Origin of the sequence: Selenomonas sp. FC4001, assembly GCF_000701565.1 — a bacterium.
Taxonomy (GTDB): Bacteria; Bacillota; Negativicutes; order Selenomonadales; family Selenomonadaceae; genus Selenomonas_A; species Selenomonas_A ruminantium_B.
This window is the reverse complement of the sequence record NZ_JNJF01000013.1, coordinates 36,586-56,548: the sequence shown is the minus strand read 5'-3', so window position 1 is coordinate 56,548 and position 19,963 is coordinate 36,586. Positions and strand designations below refer to the sequence as shown.

General features: G+C 34.2%; 17 protein-coding genes. All 17 read left to right on the top strand.

Going from position 1 to position 19,963, the window contains the following annotated elements:
- The first annotated feature begins 102 nt into the window (after positions 1–102).
- Positions 103–1,401 (top strand): flagellin N-terminal helical domain-containing protein, encoded by a 1,299-nt coding sequence (locus T320_RS06710; protein ID WP_037354242.1) that lies wholly within the window; start codon positions 103–105, stop codon positions 1,399–1,401.
- A 133-nt stretch (positions 1,402–1,534) separates the two neighbouring features.
- Positions 1,535–3,121, top strand: coding sequence for a tetratricopeptide repeat-containing glycosyltransferase family 2 protein (locus tag T320_RS06705; RefSeq protein WP_037354238.1), 1,587 nt, complete (start codon positions 1,535–1,537; stop codon positions 3,119–3,121).
- A complete protein-coding gene (locus tag T320_RS13980) occupies positions 3,122–4,585 on the top strand; it encodes a glycosyltransferase family 2 protein (RefSeq protein WP_051608647.1) in 1,464 nt (487 codons plus the stop codon). It abuts the gene before it with no gap.
- Positions 4,586–4,602: 17 nt separating this feature from the next.
- Complete coding sequence (locus tag T320_RS06695; RefSeq protein WP_037354236.1) at positions 4,603–5,385, top strand: tetratricopeptide repeat protein; 783 nt, start codon at positions 4,603–4,605, stop codon at positions 5,383–5,385.
- Positions 5,386–5,670: 285 nt separating this feature from the next.
- On the top strand, positions 5,671–8,103 hold the full coding sequence (locus tag T320_RS06690) for a CDP-glycerol glycerophosphotransferase family protein (protein ID WP_037354234.1): 2,433 nt from the start codon (positions 5,671–5,673) through the stop codon (positions 8,101–8,103).
- Between the two features lie 4 nt (positions 8,104–8,107).
- Positions 8,108–8,737 (top strand): HAD-IB family phosphatase, encoded by a 630-nt coding sequence (locus tag T320_RS06685; protein WP_037354232.1) that lies wholly within the window; start codon positions 8,108–8,110, stop codon positions 8,735–8,737.
- 5 nt (positions 8,738–8,742) lie between these two features.
- The gene (locus T320_RS06680; RefSeq protein WP_037354229.1) at positions 8,743–9,375 is read left to right on the top strand and encodes an NTP transferase domain-containing protein; all 633 of its coding nucleotides are present in this window, start codon (positions 8,743–8,745) and stop codon (positions 9,373–9,375) included.
- Positions 9,376–9,386: 11 nt separating this feature from the next.
- Positions 9,387–10,124 carry a class I SAM-dependent methyltransferase gene (locus T320_RS06675; protein ID WP_037354226.1) on the top strand — a complete coding sequence of 246 codons (738 nt, stop codon included), beginning with the start codon at positions 9,387–9,389 and terminating at the stop codon, positions 10,122–10,124.
- A 14-nt stretch (positions 10,125–10,138) separates the two neighbouring features.
- On the top strand, positions 10,139–10,858 hold the full coding sequence (locus T320_RS06670; protein WP_037354223.1) for an aspartate/glutamate racemase family protein: 720 nt from the start codon (positions 10,139–10,141) through the stop codon (positions 10,856–10,858).
- 39 nt (positions 10,859–10,897) lie between these two features.
- Positions 10,898–11,902, top strand: coding sequence for a radical SAM/SPASM domain-containing protein (locus tag T320_RS13975; RefSeq protein WP_051608646.1), 1,005 nt, complete (start codon positions 10,898–10,900; stop codon positions 11,900–11,902).
- Positions 11,903–12,091: 189 nt separating this feature from the next.
- Positions 12,092–14,500, top strand: a complete 2,409-nt coding sequence (locus T320_RS13970; protein WP_051608645.1) for a CDP-glycerol glycerophosphotransferase family protein — start codon at positions 12,092–12,094, stop codon at positions 14,498–14,500.
- 27 nt (positions 14,501–14,527) lie between these two features.
- The gene (locus T320_RS06655; RefSeq protein WP_051608644.1) at positions 14,528–15,373 is read left to right on the top strand and encodes a methyltransferase, TIGR04325 family; all 846 of its coding nucleotides are present in this window, start codon (positions 14,528–14,530) and stop codon (positions 15,371–15,373) included.
- A gap of 56 nt (positions 15,374–15,429) precedes the next feature.
- The gene (locus tag T320_RS06650; protein WP_037354220.1) at positions 15,430–15,852 is read left to right on the top strand and encodes a sugar 3,4-ketoisomerase; all 423 of its coding nucleotides are present in this window, start codon (positions 15,430–15,432) and stop codon (positions 15,850–15,852) included.
- 25 nt (positions 15,853–15,877) lie between these two features.
- Positions 15,878–16,798 (top strand): hypothetical protein, encoded by a 921-nt coding sequence (locus T320_RS06645; RefSeq protein ID WP_037354218.1) that lies wholly within the window; start codon positions 15,878–15,880, stop codon positions 16,796–16,798.
- An 18-nt stretch (positions 16,799–16,816) separates the two neighbouring features.
- The gene (locus T320_RS06640) at positions 16,817–17,800 is read left to right on the top strand and encodes a glycosyltransferase family 92 protein (RefSeq protein ID WP_037354216.1); all 984 of its coding nucleotides are present in this window, start codon (positions 16,817–16,819) and stop codon (positions 17,798–17,800) included.
- Positions 17,797–18,945, top strand: a complete 1,149-nt coding sequence (locus tag T320_RS06635) for a radical SAM/SPASM domain-containing protein (protein WP_037354213.1) — start codon at positions 17,797–17,799, stop codon at positions 18,943–18,945. Before T320_RS06640 ends, T320_RS06635 begins: the two co-directional genes overlap by 4 nt.
- 43 nt (positions 18,946–18,988) lie before the next feature.
- Positions 18,989–19,921 (top strand): CatB-related O-acetyltransferase, encoded by a 933-nt coding sequence (locus tag T320_RS14955; RefSeq protein ID WP_231465856.1) that lies wholly within the window; start codon positions 18,989–18,991, stop codon positions 19,919–19,921.
- Positions 19,922–19,963 lie beyond the last annotated feature (42 nt).

Below are 19,963 nucleotides of genomic sequence, written 5' to 3'. Positions count from 1 at the left end.
GCCATTGGCAAAAGTAGCGATTTGCTCATTATAAAGCTAACGACAGTCAGGGATGGCTGTTACTAAATATTATTTTTTCTACATTCAAGGAGGAAAAACATCATGGCAATGGTAGTAAAGAACAACATGTCGGCAATTTCTACGCTGAACACTCTGAACAAGAACTCTAGCGCACTGTCCAAGAGTCTGCAGAAAGTATCTTCTGGTATGAAGATTAACAGTGCTGCTGATGACGCTTCTGGTTATGCGATTTCCGAACGTATGCGCGTTCAGATCCGTGGCCTCGATCAGGCTAACAGCAATACCCAGAACGGCAGCAGCATGATGAAAGTTGCTGAAGGTGCTGTAAGCTCCACCGTTGATATCCTGAAGACTCTGAAAGAGAAAGTTATCAATGCAGCTAACGATACCAACACCGATAGCGACCGTCTGACTATCCAGAAAGAACTCGACCAGAGCATCGACCAGATTAACGACAATGCGAATGTAACGTTCAATGGTAAGTACCTCGTTGATGGTTCCCACAATAAGTCCGTTAAACAGACTTTTACGCACATGACGAATGAAAGTCTTGGTGCTACTACTACGGAAACTACTAAACTCACGGAGTTAACAAATCGTAATGGTGAGAGTCTGAATATCCATGACACGGATAAGGTTACGGTTTCCTACGTTATGCAGGGGAAAACCTATACAACTACTATGAGTTGTAAGGATCTGGAGTTGAAAACTCTTGTTGAAGATGGCACGGATAATAAGTTAGCGATTGCAAATACGGACTCTAACATTGGCCTAGACGCATCTTCAACGCAGCAGTTCACTCCTGATGGAGGAAGTGCAATAACGTTGAAGGCAGCAGCAAGTGGTGTGGCAGGTCAGGTTAGTGGCTTTACCATCAGCATCACGGACGCTAATGGCAACATCAACAAGTCGGCTAATGCAGTTCTCGATAATTTCTCCGAGACTATTCGTGCACAGAATGCATCTGCAGATAACAGCATTGTTCTGCAGGTTGGTACGAAGGCTAATCAGGCGATTAAAGTTGGTTTGACGGATATGCGTTCGGAAGCATTGGGCCTTTCTGGTGCAGATGGTACCACGTTGAATATTTCTACGCAGGCAAAGGCTAATGCAGCGATTAACGTGCTTGACAATGCTGTACAGAAAGCTCTCGACCAGCAGACGACTATTGGTTCTGTTCAGTCTCGTCTCGAGTACACCAGCTCCAACTTGACGACTGCATCCGAGAACGTTCAGAGTGCAGAATCCACTATCCGCGATGCCGATATGGCCAAGGAAATGACGAACTACACGAAGAACAACGTTCTTCTGCAGGCCGCTCAGTCCATGCTGGCACAGGCAAACCAGAGCAGCAGCTCTGTTCTCAGCTTGCTCCAGTAATTGGAATCTCGGTAGCGGATTTGACTACCAAGTTATGGAAAACCCTCTCCTTTGGGAGAGGGTTTTTTTATACTTTGACGAATATAATATATATAAATGTTTTTCAGAGGAATGACCTTGTTAGGAGACGCCTATGAAAATTTCTGTGTGCTATATAACAAAAAATGAAGAAAAAAATTTGCCCTCATCCTTGGAGGGCATCAAAGCAATTGCTGATGAGATTATTATAGTCGATACGGGGTCAACGGACAAAACTTTAGCCATAGCTAGAGCATATGGGGCAAAAGCATATTCCTATGCGTGGCAGGATGATTTTTCTGGACCGCGGAATTATGCCATAGAGCAAGCTGCAGGGGATTGGATTATCTTTTTGGATGCAGATGAGATTTTGAAGCATAGTAACAGACAGCGATTGATGGATTGGTTAAGAGATAATGGTAAACAGCTGGTTCTTATGATGTGGATGAAGCATATAGACATGGATACCGGGCAAATTCTGATGGAAAATATGGCACCTAGGATAATGCGAAATCATAAGGAACTTCGTTATGTGGGGAAAATTCACGAACAGTTGTTTTTTCAAGGTAAAACCGTTAGTAAGGTGGGGTATTGTCCAATTAGTGCAGGATGGTTGCTTCATACAGGTTATACACAGAGTAGAATGAAGAAAAAAGCTGAACGAAATTTACGTATGTTGCTTCCGGAACTAGAGCTGGATAAGCCATCACAGGATGTTTATATGTATTTGGCTGAGGCTTATGATGGTTTGGAGGATTGGGAACATGCGGTATATTATGCTAGGAAAGATATAGAACAAGGTCGTCGTTCGATTATCTATGCCAGTCGCTCATGGATGTTATTGCTTCGTTTATATGCGAAGTATCCTGAGTATATACAGGAACGTTTGCAGGTGGTCTTGTCAGCCGTAAAAAATTTTCCAGAACTGCCCGTATTTCATGCAGAACTGGCAGAATGTTATGTATCATATGCGAATTTTGCTGGTGCATACCGTTCCTTTGAGCGAGCTTTACACCTGTGTGAAAACTATCGGCATGGTCTCGAGCCACAGCTTTTGACGCTAGAACAGATGAAACAGATAGAACAGAGGATGCGGGCAGTGAAAAAACAAATTCATTATCCTGAACAATGGGATTTAGCACGACAGCAAGAGATTCTGGAACTGCATAAGCAAAATAGAATAGCTATAAGTAAAGTTTTACCGGAGTTGATTGAGCTTATAATACGTTTGCAGCAAGAAAGACCTACTGCGAAACGCGATGAAACATTGATTCGTTTGATATCGTATTTACCCGTTGATTATGAGGCTTTTTGGCAATATCAGTTGGGATTGTTAGATGTGATGCCGATTAATATGACAGACACATATTTGACTATGTTGGTGTATGTTTTGCGATATGGTGATGCAGAACAATGGCATTACTACACGGAACAGTCTCTACGAATGACAGCAGATTGTTTTTATAAGACAATAAACTTGCTACTAGAACAAGAACGGTGGCAAATAGCCTGGTCGCTATTGGAACAGATACCTGCAGATTCCGATTGGATACAGGCAGAGTATTGGTATGCTGCTGGTGTATGTTTGTTTTATCGGCATGAAAACCTACTGGCATTGGAGTGCTTTTCACGAGCTAAGAATGCAGGCATGCAGAATAATGAAATGGACTCCTATATAAAATGGGCTGGGGATGAGACATAAATGGTGAGAATATCTGCTTGTGTAATTACGAAAAATGAAGAAGAAAATCTTCCCCGTTGGCTTGAATGTGTACGGCATATTGCAGACGAGTTTATTGTTGTGGATACTGGGTCGACAGACAATACAGTTTCCCTCGCAAAACGTGGCGGTGCTAAGGTATATCATTATACATGGCATAATGATTTTGCTAGTGCTAAAAATTATGCGATTAAGCAAGCCGTAGGGGATTGGATTATTTTTATGGATGCAGATGAATATTTTCGGGAAGGGGATTATACGGCTGTTCGTAATCTTATCAGAAAGTATCATAAAGATCCATGGGCGATGGGGGTGTTCTGTCAGTTAGTTAACATTGATACAGATCATAATAACCGGGTAATTAGCATCATTTACCAACTCCGTATTTTTCGTCGAAAGCCATTTATTTGCTTTGAAGGTAAAATACATGAGTATTTGCGAAATTTTGGAGATTCGCGGAACAAACTGTTATACGACGATAAGATAGTAATAGTTCATACAGGATATTCGTATCATATTATAAAGAAAAAATTAAAACGAAATCTGGAGATTTTGCTAAAAGAAAAAAAAGAAAAGGCGGATGATGCAGAATTACAGAGTTATTTGGCAGATTGTTATTATGGACTGGAAGAATACGATAAAGCTTTGGAGTATGCGATGTGGGCGATGGAGGGCGGAATAAAGCGTCTAGGCATGGAGGGGAAACTTGAACTAATAGCAATACAGTCAATGATTAAATTAAATCGGAGCCATGATGAGCAAATTAATTTCTTAAAGTCATGCCAAGAGCGCAATCCTAACGAGGGAGCTTATTATTTATTGCAAGGGATTTTGCATGCACGCTGGCATGAATATTTAGCCGCAGAAAAGCATCTTAGCAAAGGTTTTCAATTATTGGCAGCCAAAGAAAAAGAAAACAGTATAGAAAAGGCCAATCAGTTTTTGCAAGTGAATGCTCAGGCGTGCATGCAATATGGGATAATCTGTAGAAGGCGAAATCGTGTGGATGAAGCATTGGATTATTTTGTAAAGGGGCTAGGATATGATCGTTATGAGCCAGGCCTTTTGGTTCAACTGTTGAGTACAATGCGAACACTATCTAAGACAGATGTTATGCAACTCTTACAGCGATATTATAATTTACCTTTTGATGATGAATTTATTCAGAATGCAGCACGTCAGGCAGGTTTAACAGAATGGACGAAGAGAGAGGATATTTACGAAGATGTGTATAAGGTGGAAGCTAAACTGAAGGAACTATATGGTTTGCGCAGTTGGCTGTTATCAAGGATGAATATGTCAGATGATTTGTATCGTAAACAGCTGCCAACACAATGGCTACAAGCATATGAAAGGATAAAAAACGGAAAGACGATATCAAAAAGAACAGATTATTCACAAGAAAAAGAAAATATAATATATGCATATCTAATGGATTTAGCGTAAAGAAAGCAGGGAGAATAATGGGGAAAAGAAGTAGACAAATTAAAAAGAAACAGGGCACACAGCAAAATGCTCAGTTGAAAAGTAATTTGCAAGAGTTATTTGCTAAGCGACAGTATAGTGAAGTAATTAATGAATTAGCTGAACTGATTAGTAAAAAATGCTACGATGCTGACGCTATGTATGCCGGTGCGTATAGTTACTATATGTTAGGTGATAATGAGCGGGCTGTTGTATGGGCAGAGAATACGTTGAAGTTTGCACCGACGCATTTGCCAGTGCGTATCTTATTAGCGCGCCTATGCTTTCATACAGACAAACTTGATAGTGGTTTTGCGTTGCTGGAATATGTTTTACAGCATGGTAAGGAGAACTTGTCTGATGATGAAACAGAAATGATTAGACAATTAGTATTAGAAAATTCCTTTGGCAATGAAGCGGAGATTGCGCGGGATTATCCAGTTTTGTCGCAGTATCTGCCGTCAAAATTCGTACCCAAGCAACAGGAACTGGCTGAATCCGAGCAGGACAGTTTAGCAGAAATATGTGCAAGCCATGCATCTGTAAAAGAAAAGATTGGCTTGTTGAATCGTTTTGCTGGCGGATTTTATGTAAGCAATGAGTTGCTCCAGGCGGAACGTTATCTGGAGAAGGCTTTGGCTTATGATGAACAGGACGAAATGACTATTCGCAATATGGTTGTGCTGCAAAAAGCTCTGGGGAACCTAGAGAAAGCGCAGGCCATTGCAGCAAAGCTACCGATAACAGATTTTGTATTATTGAGCCATTTAAAAATGGGATGACGTGTCATGGTAATTCCTGATTGTTATATTGTGGACAATGAGGTAGATGATTTTCCCGTAGCACATAACTTTGCCTTACGGCATATTCCTGGCGAGTGGATTATTTTTCTTAATGCTGATATAGTATTTTAACATTCTGCGGAATATAGTGACAAAGAAACCAGAGATAGATGCAATTTATGTAGAGCAGTATAAATGTATTTCACTTGATAATTATGCAACATAGTATATAGATACATTAAAAAAGAAAATGGGAAACTGTAATGTGATAGTGGGGACATGATTATGAAAAAAATACAAGTTGTTTTACTGGTATTAAATCAGCGGCAATTGGAATCTATATTATCGACAATTAGACTGGAACGCGTTGAATTATGCGCAGTGTTGGTAGATTATCCACAAATGCTTCCGCTGGAAAAACTAAACATAAGCAGGGAATTATTTTGTCCATTTTCGGATTTTCTAGGTATTAAAACCCGCTATTCGCAAGCATATTGGCTTTTGGCAGGTTTTAAGCATCGGTTGAGAGAGCTTGGACAGATGGCGAAATGGCTTGAGCGAAGTGGCATAAAGCGAGATAGAATCGTTAATTATAGTGTGTTGTATGGTTTTTCGCGTTTATGGATGGAAAATTTACGTCTGACAGAACAGAAATCATTTGACTATTTTGCCACAGGTATTTCATATACAGAGGTCGGTTTGGACACATTATGTCTGCCAGGATGTGAAGGGATAAATTTATCGCTTAGTTCGCAAGATTTACAAACTGGTTATCAGACAGCTCAATATGTGTTTGCGCATCAGCCAGAAGGTAGCATAAAATTTGTTTTGATTGGCTTAGCACCATATTCGTTGCATTATTATCGGAAATATACCTTTTCAAGTAAAAATGTTGATTTAATGTATCAGCTTACATTGGGGACTCCGACAGGTGAATCGAATAAGGCACGGCTGGTACATTATTTATTGCCTGACTGGATGCGTAATATATATTTTAATATCACAGGAAGTCAGGCTGATGCTAATTATAACCAAACTAAATCAGGGATTAACCAGAATTTTACGATAGAAGATTTCTTGAATATTGAGACGGATTATCCAGAACATGATAAAAAAGATAATGGGAATATGGTTGCAAGTAATGTCGAATTTTTAAAGGCTTATATTGCACTTTGTCATAAACATCATGCTGTACCTGTTTTGTTAATGTGGCCATTTGCTAGGATTTTACAGGAGCAATATCCAACGCATGTTTTAGAAACTTTATATACAAATCTGAAAAAGATACGTCAGGAGTATGCCTTTGAATTTGTTGATTTGTTTGACATGAAGCTTGACTATAGCTGCTTTTATAATGTTGCACATTTGAATCGTAAAGGCGCTCGCTTGGCTTCAAACGAATTAGCTGATCAATTGCGTAATCGTAATGTATTACCTAGAGCTGATCAAATAGAGCCAGCTAAGGTAACTTATGCATATCTGTTTGAAAAAATACAATCATTATCCAAAGAAGACTATCAACAATATAAAAAGGATATGTTACAAAAGACGATTAAGTTATTACAGAAAAAAAGAAAAATTCGAGTGGCTTTTTTCTTGTATGATTATTCTATGTGGTGTGGGGACGATTTATATCAATATCTTGTACATGATAAGTGTTTTGAGCCAGTGATATATCTTTGCTTACGTGCAGATGTACCATGTAATAAAAAAATCAAGGAAGATTTTGAAAATGGAATAAAGGTATTTCGAGAAAAAGGTATGCAGGTTGTTCCTGTGACACATAATACGGCAAATATAGATCACAATGATCTTATCTTTTACATGACACCATATACGAATGTGTTTCCGACATTAATGCAACCACAAAATATTTCGATGAATACGCTGTTAGCGTATATTCCGTATGGCTTCTATGTATGGGAAGGAAATGGGTATAAATCGTATAACTTACCTTTATTTTCTCTGTGTTGGAAAATTTTCTTTAGTACGAATTATGTAAAATCATTATTTGAACAATACGCCAGTGGTGGAATTACATATGGTTGCGTAACAGGAAATCCACGTACAGATTATTTCTATAATAAAAATAATCACAACGGTTTTGTGTGGAAAAAAACTAATTCCAATGCTGTAAAAATAATCTATGCTCCACATTGGGGAATTTCAGCAGGTGCAAAATTCTCTACCTTTCATTGGAACTATGCATTTATGCTGGAATATGCTAGACAGCATCCAGAAACTTCTTGGGTAGTAAAGCCACATCCTAATCTTTCAATATCAGCAGTTAGTAATGGTGTGTTTGCATCCAATGATGATTACAACGCATATTTAGCAAAATGGGATGCTTTACCAAATGCTCAGGTGTTTACGGGGGGATATTATCAGGAGATTTTTTCTAGCTCTGATGCAATGATTCTCGATAGCAGTTCCTTTTTGGTCGAGTATCAGTATACACATAAACCGATACTATTTTTACGACGGGAAGAGCAGAAGTTTAATGGATTTGGTGAAGCACTACTAGAAAGACTATATCAGGTAAATGGTCACGATTTTAACGGTATTGCTAAGTTTATCGAAGAAGTTTTATTTAGTGAAAAAGATGATGAAAAGGTACACCGACTTGAGTTCTTTTATAAAAACCTCGATTATCTGTCTGATAATGGCTGTTTAGCAAGTGAGAAAATTTATCATGAATTAGAAGACTTAAAGGAATGAAAAAATGAAACCACAATTTTTGTTTGACTTGGATGGAACTATAACTAAGATTGAGACGTTACCATTGATAGCTGAATATTTTTCGGTATCTGAAGAAATCTCAGGACTAACAAAAAAGACAATAGAAGGGAAAATCCCATTTATTGAATCGTTTATAAAAAGAGTGTTTATTCTGAGAAATTTACCAATATCACAAGTTAGAAACTTGTTGTATAATGTTGAATTGTATAGTGAAGTGGTTGATTTTATAAAGAAAAATAGTAATTGCTGTTCTATAGTGACAGGAAATATATTTGATTGGGTTGAGCCGTTAGCTGGTAGAGTCGGATGTAAATTATACGCATCTGAAGCTAATGTTGATTCTGATAAGATAATAAAATTGGAAAAAATAATTAAAAAGGAAGATATAGTAGAATATTACCAAAAACAAGGATGTCGTGTGGTGTTTGTGGGAGATGGAAATAATGACGCTGAGGCTATGCGTATGGCCGATATAGCAATAGCTTCTGGGTTGACTCATCAACCTGCTATGTCAGCAATAGCAGCAGCAGACTATCTGGTTTATGAAGAAAAAACATTATGTAGACAACTTAGACAAATACTCGAAATTGAATCAAAGATTAGCGAGGAATAAATAATATGATAACTGATAAATCGGTAGTAATAAGCTGTGCGGGGATTGGTTCAAGGTTAGGGATCGGTTCAACAAAGGCATTGATTGATATTGGCGGTAAGACGTTGATTCAATGGCAATTGGAACAGTTTGCTGAAGTTGAAGATGTGCGAGTGGTGGTGGGGTTTCAAGCAAATGAAGTAATAGAAGTGGTAAGAAAAATTAGACCAGATACAGTTTTTGTATTTAATCATAATTATTTTGAGACGAAAACCGGTATGAGTTATTATTTAGGTGGTAAAGATGCAAAAGAATATGTTATGGAGTATGATGGAGACCTGTTGGTTCATCCGGATGATATAAAAAAGTTATTACATACACATGGAGAATGGATAGCGTATGCAGATAATCATTCGGAGGATGCTGTATATTTAAATCTAAATTCTGCTGGAGAAGTTGCGTCTTTTTCTCGGGAATGTGGTGGCTTTGAATGGACAGGACCATGTGTTTTGAGACGTGAAAATATCAAAAATATCACAGGGAACGTTTATGAACAATTAGAACCTTTTTTGCCAATGAAAGGGATTAAAATTAGAGCTAGAGATATTGATACTTATGAGGATTATAGACAGGTTATGAGATTTGTTAAAGAATTTTAAGGAGCAAATTAATGGATAGAATTAAAGGCGATGCTATAGACATAGATGATCAAAATGTAAAAGAGTTTTTTTCTAATAGGGTAAAAAAAGAATTACCGTATAGATATAATTATACCAATTATCAAGATGCAAATCCAGAATTGGTTTTAATGAGAGATAAATGTGAAAAAGAAAAAATCATTCCATTATTACAATTGAATGGAAAAGAGAATGTTCTAGATATAGGGTGTGGGGTCGGCAGATGGGGGGATTATTTTTCAGGAAAAGAAGGATATAGTTATATAGGTGCAGATTATTGTAAAGAAATTCTGGATATCGCTGAAAAGCATTTCCAAGGAAATGAAAATGTCTCATTTATACACACATCTTTTCAAGATTTAGCTTATATGCTGTCAGCTGCTAAGGTTAATATGTATTTCGACCTAGTCTTAATAAATGGCGTGCTGATGTATATAAATGATGATGATATAACTACATGCTTGCAGGGGATAAAAGAATTAGTTAAGCCAAGTGGAAGGGTGTATGTAAAGGAAACAGTTGGGAAAGAATCACGATTGACTCTTTTAAATATATACTCAGAGGAATTATTAAGTAATTATAGTGCTATCTATCGAAGTAAAGAAGAATATAATGAATTGTGGAATGTATGTTGGCCATGCTGGAATATCTATGATCAAGGAGCGTTATGGGGAGAAGGAATACAGAAACGAAGTGAAACGGAAACTTATTATTGGTTGTTTCAAAAATAGTAAGGGGTGATACAATGAAATTGGGAATATTGGGAGGGTTTGGCGGTTATGCCACCATTGATTTTTTTCGAAGGTTGTTAGAGAGATTCTCTTTAGATACAGAACGTTCTTATCCACATGTAATAATGGATAATAATTTTTCGATGCCAAGTCGTACGAAGGCATTGTTGACCGGAGAAGGCTGGGATGAAATAGTCGACGCAATAGCTCATTCCATAAGAATGATGTTGTCAGAAAATGTTGATGCTATTGTTTTAGTGTGTGGAACAGCACATGCATTCTTGCCAGATGTATATAGAAAAGTTCCTAAAGCAAAAGAAAAAGTTGTTAGTATTATCGATGCTTTGGGAGAAAAATTAAAAAATGATAAAATTAATCAGGTGCTGGTTATCGCAGCTGAGGGGGCATTGCACAGAAAAATTTATACAAAAAAATTAAAAAAAATGGGGATTGAAGCTGTAGAGCCAGCTGAATCTGAATGGAAGGAAATAAGAAAATATATTGAGGCTGTTAAGAAGAATAATTATAGTGATGAGATGGCAGAGGAATATTTGAGATTTATTCGAAGATATGGAGAAAAAAATATAGTGTTAGGATGCACTGAATTTCCAGCATTAGTGAATGAATATAAAAAAAGAGATCCTTTCTATGGAGATGAATTTATTTTTTATGATCCGTTAGAAACTGTGCTGGCCAATTTGGAGGAAATAAGCAATATGAAGAAGCAATCATGATGTATGATTTCGTATCGATGTATTTGAGGGATGATTATAATGAATTTAAGCGAAAGATATTCTAATAAATTGGCTGTGGTGAAAAATACGCGGTTTAATTCTTTTGATAATGTTTTAGTGCAATTGGAAGTCACAAATGCTTGTAATCATAGATGCGTTTTCTGCCCTAATAAGCATCACAATAGAACTGCAAAAATGATTGATTACAAGTTGGCTGAAAAAGTTATTACAGAATGTGCGGATTTCTTAGGTAGTAATAAAAATATATGTTTTCATATGAATGGAGAACCACTACTTTACAATAGGATTGTTGAACTTATAGATCTAAGCAAACGAAAGGGGTATGATTACATATTCTTGACAACCAATGGTTCTTTAGCTACGCCAAACTTGCTTTCGAAAATATTCGAAGCTGGTTTGGATAGCATAAAATTTTCCATCAATGCAGGGACGGAAAAAACCTATAAAAAAGTACATGGAGCAGATGATTTTGAAAAAGCTTTCGCAGCATTAAAATTTGCGGCTGAATGGAAAAAAAAATGGAACAAAAAATTGAAAATTTTTGTCTCATGTGTCGGAATCAAGGATAATTATGACGAACTGGAATTGTTAAAAGAAAGCGTGTCAAGATATTGCGATGAAGTTGTTTTTTACTACCCTTGTACATACGCTGGACAAGAGTCAGTAGAAAATATCTACTGTGATTTATCAGATTTAGACATCAATACGTTTACTATAAAGCATACGGTACCTTGTTCGGTGCTTTGGAATTCTATAAATGTTACTGCAGAAGGCTATTTAGCGATTTGCTGTTCTGAAGCAGATAATCGTTTGATTGTTGAGAACCTTAATGAAATGAGTGTTAAAGAAGCTTGGTTGGGTAAAAAGATGCAAAAACTTAGAGAAAAACATATCTTGGCACAAGTTGATGATACTCCGTGTTCATCGTGCGTATATGGTAAGCCATATAATATTAATAAGATAAATATGGAAATATTTGAACTTAGTCTTAGCTGTATAAATGGCAAAAAGAATAAACGATAAATCGTCCAGCCTATGAATTCATCCATAAGGACCTGTTGAAAAGTAGTATATGCATTACGCTTGAAATTAAAGTGTGTTGTGATGGCTATAAGGTTCTGTATATATACATGCAGGGTGATTGAAGAAATTTCTGAACTATAAATACATAGAAGATACTTATAGTTAGAAAAATCAGAAAGGTAAACGAATATGATTGACAGAATTCAACGAGATGTGTTGATAGTAAAAACTAATGAAATAAAAAAAATATTTATGCAGTTTAAATCCTTTCGATATATACCGGATTATCTTGCTAGCCAAAATAAAGTGGAAGAATTAATCTATCAGATTCAAAAACAATTTTCCGTTAAAAGAGCTGGAGAGTATATGGAGATTCTTCAAGGGATACAGCTTGGTTTGTCTCAAATTAATAACCTACACAATGAAAAAAATCTCGAAAATGATGTGATTGCCTCATTATGTATCGAATTAACAGACTTTTTAATAAAGAAACTACAAACAGAAAAAGAAGTGAAAAAGGAGGTCTATTTCTTACCATACAAGTTAGATATGTGGGACAGCCTGGAAAGCATTTGGCAGGTATTAAATGAAGATGAACATTTTAATGCGTATGTAATGCCGATTCCTTGGGCAGAGAGAAACATAGATACCAGTGCTAAAGAATGGCACTTTGAGTTGCAGGATTTTTCGAAATGTGTTCCGGTAGTGGATTATCGAAATGTCGATTTAGCTGCAGTCAGACCGGATGTTATTTTCATACACAACCCCTATGATGGCGAGAACATAGCAACGTCTGTGGATATGCATTTTTATTCCGATAAGTTAAAAGAATGTACAGATACATTGATTTATGTACCATATTTTGTTGTAGGAGATAGCATAAACCCGGATAAATGTCAGGCTCCGGCGATTCGTTATGCAGATTATGTAATCGTTCAAGATGAAAACATAAAAAAACAATATGAAGAGAATTATCTTTGGGGAGATCCTAAGGGAAAATTTTTGCCATTTGGTTCCCCAAAATTTGATAAAGTCTTAAGTACCAGTCGTCAGGATTATACCCTCCCTGCAGACTGGGAACAAAAAATAAAAGGCAAAAAAGTCATTCTCTATAATACATCCATAAATGATATGATGCAATTTGATGAATATTATATCGATAAATTAAAATCTGTTTTTGTCTATTTTAAGGATAGGGACAATGTGGTGTTGTGGTGGAGACCACATCCATTGTTAAAAATATCAATCAATACAGTAAGACCGGAACTTTATACGAAATTTTGTGATTTAGAAAAACAGTATAAGGAGCAAAGTTGGGGAATTTTCGATGATACTTCTGATATGAATCGCGCGATAGCATATTCAGATGCTTATTATGGTGATAGAAGTAGCTTGGTATGGCTGTATAAAATGACAAAAAAGCCAGTAATGCTCCAAAATTATAGGAAAGTAGATATCAGTTTTGATTTGTTTTTAGATTCATATTTTTTAACAACAGATGGCAAAAGTAATTCCTGGTTTACTCAGCGAATAAATGGGTGGCAAGTGTTGTGCCAAATGGATAATCATAGCGGGAAAACGAGCATAATAGATATTATACCTAACAGTTATTCGGAAAGATATGCTTACGGTGCATTAGCATTTTTTGATGGTAAAATCATTATTGTGCCAAGACAGGAAAATGTTCCAGTATTAATTTTTAACTTGCATACAAGAGAGTTTTTAGCTGATCCTACTATTTTAGTAGGGCTAAAGAAAACGGATATTTGTTTTTTCCTTGAATATGCGTTGGAAAATGAAAATAGTATATTTTTCATTTCTCCACGATTAGATATGATTTTACAATTTGAAAAAAATAAAAATAAATTTAAAGTGATTTACTTAGAAATAAGAGGATATATTGTAGAATGGGGATGTATTAAGAGTAATATTATTGCATTGGCTTGTGGTAATGACTTAGGGATAATAGATATAAATACATGGTCTATTAGATGGGATAAATTACCTGGTGATAGAAGAATATACACAATGGATTTTGTTGACCAAATGATATGGATTGTTTGTTCTAAAGGGAATCAAATATTATGCTATGATATTCATAGACGTGTGTATTCACATTTTTTATTAGAAAATATTAGTATGAAAGAAAGAATGTTTTATGGAATTATGCAGTGTAGAAATAGTATAATTTTTTTACCGGGACAAGTTAATGTTCTAGGAATATGTTCGAAAAAACAAGCTAGAAAAAGAATGTTATATCATAAAATTGGAATGTTGGATAGAGAAGATAAGCTAAGTGATGAATGGGTAACTGCAATAGATAAGAAGAATAATGTATATATTGTTTTATTATCTAATGGGAAATATTTTTTTTATAAAAACGACAATTTTATAGGAAAAATAATGAATTACGATATGAAGGAATTAAAAAAAATATTTTTAAAGATTGCCTATAAAGAGGTTGTGAGGGAAAGAGTTTTACAAGATAATATAGAAATGTTGGAGTATTGTATAAGGGCGGATATAGTAAGTGCTAAAAAAAATGAAAAAAAGTGTGCTAGTAATATGCTGCATATGCTAAAAGAGGGCACTAATTAATTTTAGTATATATAATGAGGGGTTAAAATGGGTTATTTAAAAAAAGCAAAAAGATTATTAATGCCTCCAATAATATCAAATGTAAAGTATTATTTAAAAAGAAAAGATCACTTGTATTATTATGGAAATTATTCAACATTTGAAGAGGCCGAGGCTAGTATAAATGTACAACAAGGATATGCTGCAGAGAATATCATCGATCAAGTTGACGAAGCAACTCAGAAAGTAAGAAAGGGCAAAGCCCTATACGAGCAGGATGGTGTTTGTTTTTATAAACCGAATTATAATTTTGAGCTATTAGCGTCATTGTTTTATGTTAAAGATAAATTAAAGAAAATAAATATACTAGATTTTGGAGGTTCTTTAGGAAGTAATTATTTTCGTTATCGTGATATTATTGATAGTAATGATATGGGGTGGTGTATTGTAGAACAAGAGCATTATGTGAAACGAGGTAAAAAAAAAGTACCAGAGTTGAATTTTTTTTATAATGTAGATGAAGCTTTGTCATCAGATTTGTCACCTAATGTATTGCTGTTATCAGGTGTATTGCAATATTTAAATAATCCATATAAATGGTTCGGCAATTTACTCTCAAAAAAGTTTGATTATGTTATTATAGATGAAACCGCATTTTTAAAGAAAAGAAAAGGAACTAGTCAGATAATGTTACAGCATGTTCCAGCTAGTATTTATAAAGCAACTTATCCAGTTACTGTTTTAGGAGAGATAGAATTTAAAAAGTTTATCAATGAATGCAAATATGAAATTGTTTGGGAATGGATATACCGTGGGGGGCAAATCCCTATAAAAAGAGGAATTATGTTTGAAGATACTATTGATAAAGGTTTTTTATTAAAGAAAAAAATTTAATTCTCATAAAAAGAGCCTTATATTATATAGAAATCCTGCTTTAGGAGGGATAGCGAATGAATCTCAAAGAAAAATGTCCTATCATAGAATTTTGTGATTTTGGAGATGAGCGTGGAAAACTGGTCGTGGTTGAAGGGGCTAAAGATATACCTTTTGAGATTAGGAGAATTTTTTATATGTATGACTCAAGTAATGGTATTACTCGCGGACAACATGCCAATAGAAAATCAGAATTTGTGTTAATTAATGTTGCTGGTCGCAGTAAAATACGTATTACCGATGGCAAGGAAGAAATAATCGTTAATTTAGATAAACCGATGTCAGGTGTTTATATTCCTAAAATGATTTGGAAAGAGATGTATGACTTTTCGTCAGATTCTGTAATGCTTGTGTTAGCAAGTACGCATTATGATGCTAGTGAATATATTAGAGATTTTAATCTATATTTGTCTGAAATGAACATATATAAATATGTATAATAGTTTGTATAAAGAGGGGATGTATATGTCATGTTTGGTTTCGCTTTGTATACCAACAAATGGTGTCATAGAATGGATATTTCCTGTATTAGATAGTATATATGAGCAAAATATAGATGATGGTTTATTTGAAGTTAATATTTGTGATAATGGAAATAACGAGCTATTTCAAATGAAGATGATTGAATATTGTTCCAAACATGACAATATTCATTATAAGCGTACCGATAAGTTGCTTTTTTTGAGTGAACCAGAGGCTTACAAGATGGCCTCTGGAAAATTTATAAAATTCATTAATCATCGTACAAAATTGCGCTTTGGTACTCTTCAATACTTTATTGACTATGCGGAAAAATATGAAAATGAAATTCAGCCGCCGATTATATATTTTTCAAATAATACTTTGCATATGGAAGATAGCATAGTTCGATACGAAACTTTTTCAGAGTTTGTTCATGGACTTCAGATATATGGAACCTGGTCTACAGGTATGGCGATATGGAAAAAAGATTTTGAAAATATACCATCAGATGAAAAGTATAATGAGTTGTTTCCACATACAAATATTTTATTTCGGGAGCGAAATAGAATATATATAATTGATGATAAAAAGCTGATAGATGAGATTCCTAGTAGTCATACCAAAAAAGGTGAATATGATTTATTTTATGCATTTGGAGTTGAATGGCTCTTTATATTAATGAAGCTCATGCGTGAAGATGCTATCTCAATGCAAGATTTTTTTTATTTAAAGAATGAAACATTGAAATTTTGTATAAATTTAGCAATAGATTTTCTTATATATAAATATCCGTGTTCGTACGATGTATCATCTTTTGAGACAAGCATGCAGGTTTTTTACAATTTAGATGATGTAAAAGACAAAATATTTATGGAAGTTACAAGACGTGTAAAGGACAAGTACGATAAAAAGAGCGTTGATTAATACCTTTGGAGTATATAGATGACAAATGTAAAAATAATAAAAGAAGATGACAACTTTATTTTCGAAGATTCTGTAAATAAAGATTGGAAATACTATAAGTATAAAATATTAGATACATTAAAAGCAATGATAATAAAATATGAATTGGAAAATAAAAAAATTAAATATGAGAAAAAAAAATATCATGTATCGCTGTGTAGTATTTTTAAAGATGAAGGAAAATATTTAAAAGAGTGGGTGGAATTTCATCGATTAATTGGAATTGATCATTTTTATATGTATGATAATAATTCGACTGATAATAGTGTTGAAGTATTAAAACCTTATATTAATATGGGAATTATATCGCTAAAAAAATGGAAAAAAAATCATGCACAGTTAGAAGCTTATAAAAATGGAAGTGAAATAGCGAAAAATGAAACGGAATGGTTGGGGTTTATTGATATTGATGAATTCGTTATTCTCAATCGGCAAAATAATATTTATGATATATTAAAGAATTTTAAAAAACGTCCATCAGTATTGCTTTATTGGCATCTATTTGGAACGTCTGGCTTGATGAATAGAGACGAAAAAAGACTGGTCATAGAAGATTTTACAATAAGATTTCCTAAGTTATTTCGCATAGGTAAATGTTTTTGGAATACAGCATTTGATATAGATTTTTCTGCTATAAAGAATAAAGCATGGCATCATTCGCTACGTTGTAAATATGAAGATATGGAGAATATTCCACCTGTAAATACTTATGATGAAATAGCATTTTATAATCATCATATTATAAAAAAATCACCAATGGATGCACATATTAATCATTACTTTACAAAATCGTTTTGTGAGTATGAAGCAAAATCTCGAAGAGGTGATGTATATTTTAAGAAAAATCCTCATGATAATGATTACTTTTTTTTGCATGAGATGATGTGTAATACTGTAGATTATTCCGCCTATAGATTTTTGATGAAGTTGAAATTAGCAATGAGGAGTGATACGGAGAAATGAAAAATATTATTTTCGGTGCGGGGAGATTGGGAAAAAAACTATATTCGATTTTAGGTGGAGATGTGGATTACTTTGTTGATAATAATATAAAGCTACATAATACGGAAATTTTTTCGACCAATATATATCCTGTAAATGTTTTATTAGATGAAAAAGATGGTTACTTAGTATGGATTGCAGGTATGCATGTTGATGACATGGAGATACAATTATTAGAATTAGGGGTGAAAAAATATTGTGTATTTACCCCTAGAAAAAAAATGTTTAGCAATTGTAACTGTCTTCTTGAAGATTATACGACTAGTGAGAAAGTGACGAATACAGAGCAGTCATGGAATAAGAAAAATGATAATAAATCAATGATAAAATATATTAACAATAATGTTGATAAAATTTATAAAAAAGATTTACTTTTTCGATGGGTAGAAATAGAAACAATCAATAGATGCAATGGAACTTGTGATTTTTGCCCGGTTAGTGTTGGAAAAGATATAAGAGAACGAAAAATAATGGATTATGATTTATTCCAAAAGATAATTGATGAATTATATGATTTGCATTATGGAGGTAAGTTGGCGTTATTTTCCAACAATGAACCTTTTTTAGATACTAATATAATTGAGAAAGCAAAATATGCTCGTCATAAGTTACCGTTTGCTCATTTATATACTTTTACCAACGGAACAGTTTTGACAATGGATTTACTTTTAAATATTTTACCGTATTTAGATGAGTTATTTATAGATAATTATACGGAGAATTATATGCTCATACCTATTGTAAAGGAATTAGTAGAATATGAAAAAAAACATCCGGAAATTGCTCAAAAGGTAACTGTACATTTACGCGATCCTCATGAGATTCTTACGTCACGAGGAGGAATTGCACCAAATAGGAAAAGTATTATATCTTACCCAAAGGAAAAATGCTTACTGCCATTTAGGCAATTAATAATACGTCCTGATGGTAAAGTTTCTCTTTGTTGCAATGATGCTTTAGGAAAAGTTACTTTAGGGGATTTAAGAAATCAAAGCATATGCGAAATTTGGTATGGTGAGAAATATAAAAAAATAAGAGAATGTATATATAGGGGGAGAGAAAATATCTGTTTGTGTAAAAAATGTGATACGTTTTATGATTTTTAAATAGATTATTGATCGTTTTATATTAGAATTGGAAGTAATTGATATGTATAATGGTTTTGTAGAAAAAAGATATTTAGCTTGCTGTGAAAGAAAATTAAATAGAATAATTAATAATAGTCGTTCGCGTCATATATATCTTTATGGTGCTGGTGATTATGGTAAAAAAGCATATGATTTTTTTGTAGAAAATAAGATAAGAATAGTTGGATTCATTGATAAAAGAAAAAATGATGGTCTCGAAGACTATTTTGGTTTGCCGGTGTTTTTATTGGATGAAATTGATGTGCCTAATAGCTATATAATTATCGATATTTTAGATACAGATATCGAGCTAATAAATACATTATACACATATGGATATAAAGATGCTGATTTTTGCTATGTGTATGAAAATTTTAATAGGGAAGATATTGTTTATCGTGGGTGTAAGGTTGGACGATTTACATACGGATATGAATATTTATTAGAGTATTTTCCAATGGCCAATATAGGGAGATATTGTTCAATTAATGGTACTGCACGGGTTTGTAATAATCATTCGTTGGATTGCATTTCTACACATCCTATTTTAGATGTTTATGGAGTGTTTCTAAATACTAAATATAGTGAAATACAAAGAATGATAAGAACGTATGGTAAACATCATGATAATGCATCATTTTCTAATAGTGAGATAAGAGATAACAGAATGGTTAATATTGGTAATGATGTCTGGATTGGTGCTAATGTAGTTATCATGCCTGGCGTAACGGTGGGAGATGGTGCTGTGTTGGCAGCTGGTGCAGTAATTACTAAAGATGTGGAACCCTATGCTATAGTTGGTGGTGTACCAGCAAAAGTGATTCGCTATAGATTTAGTGAGGAAGATAGAAATATTTTATTAAAAATTAAATGGTGGAATTGGTCCGAAGAAAAAATAGAAAAGAATATGGAATTTTTTTATCAACCAAATGAGTTTTTGGATAAATTTAGATAAAGTAAGTTTTAGTATTGCATGATACTTACTTATATAGTCTAG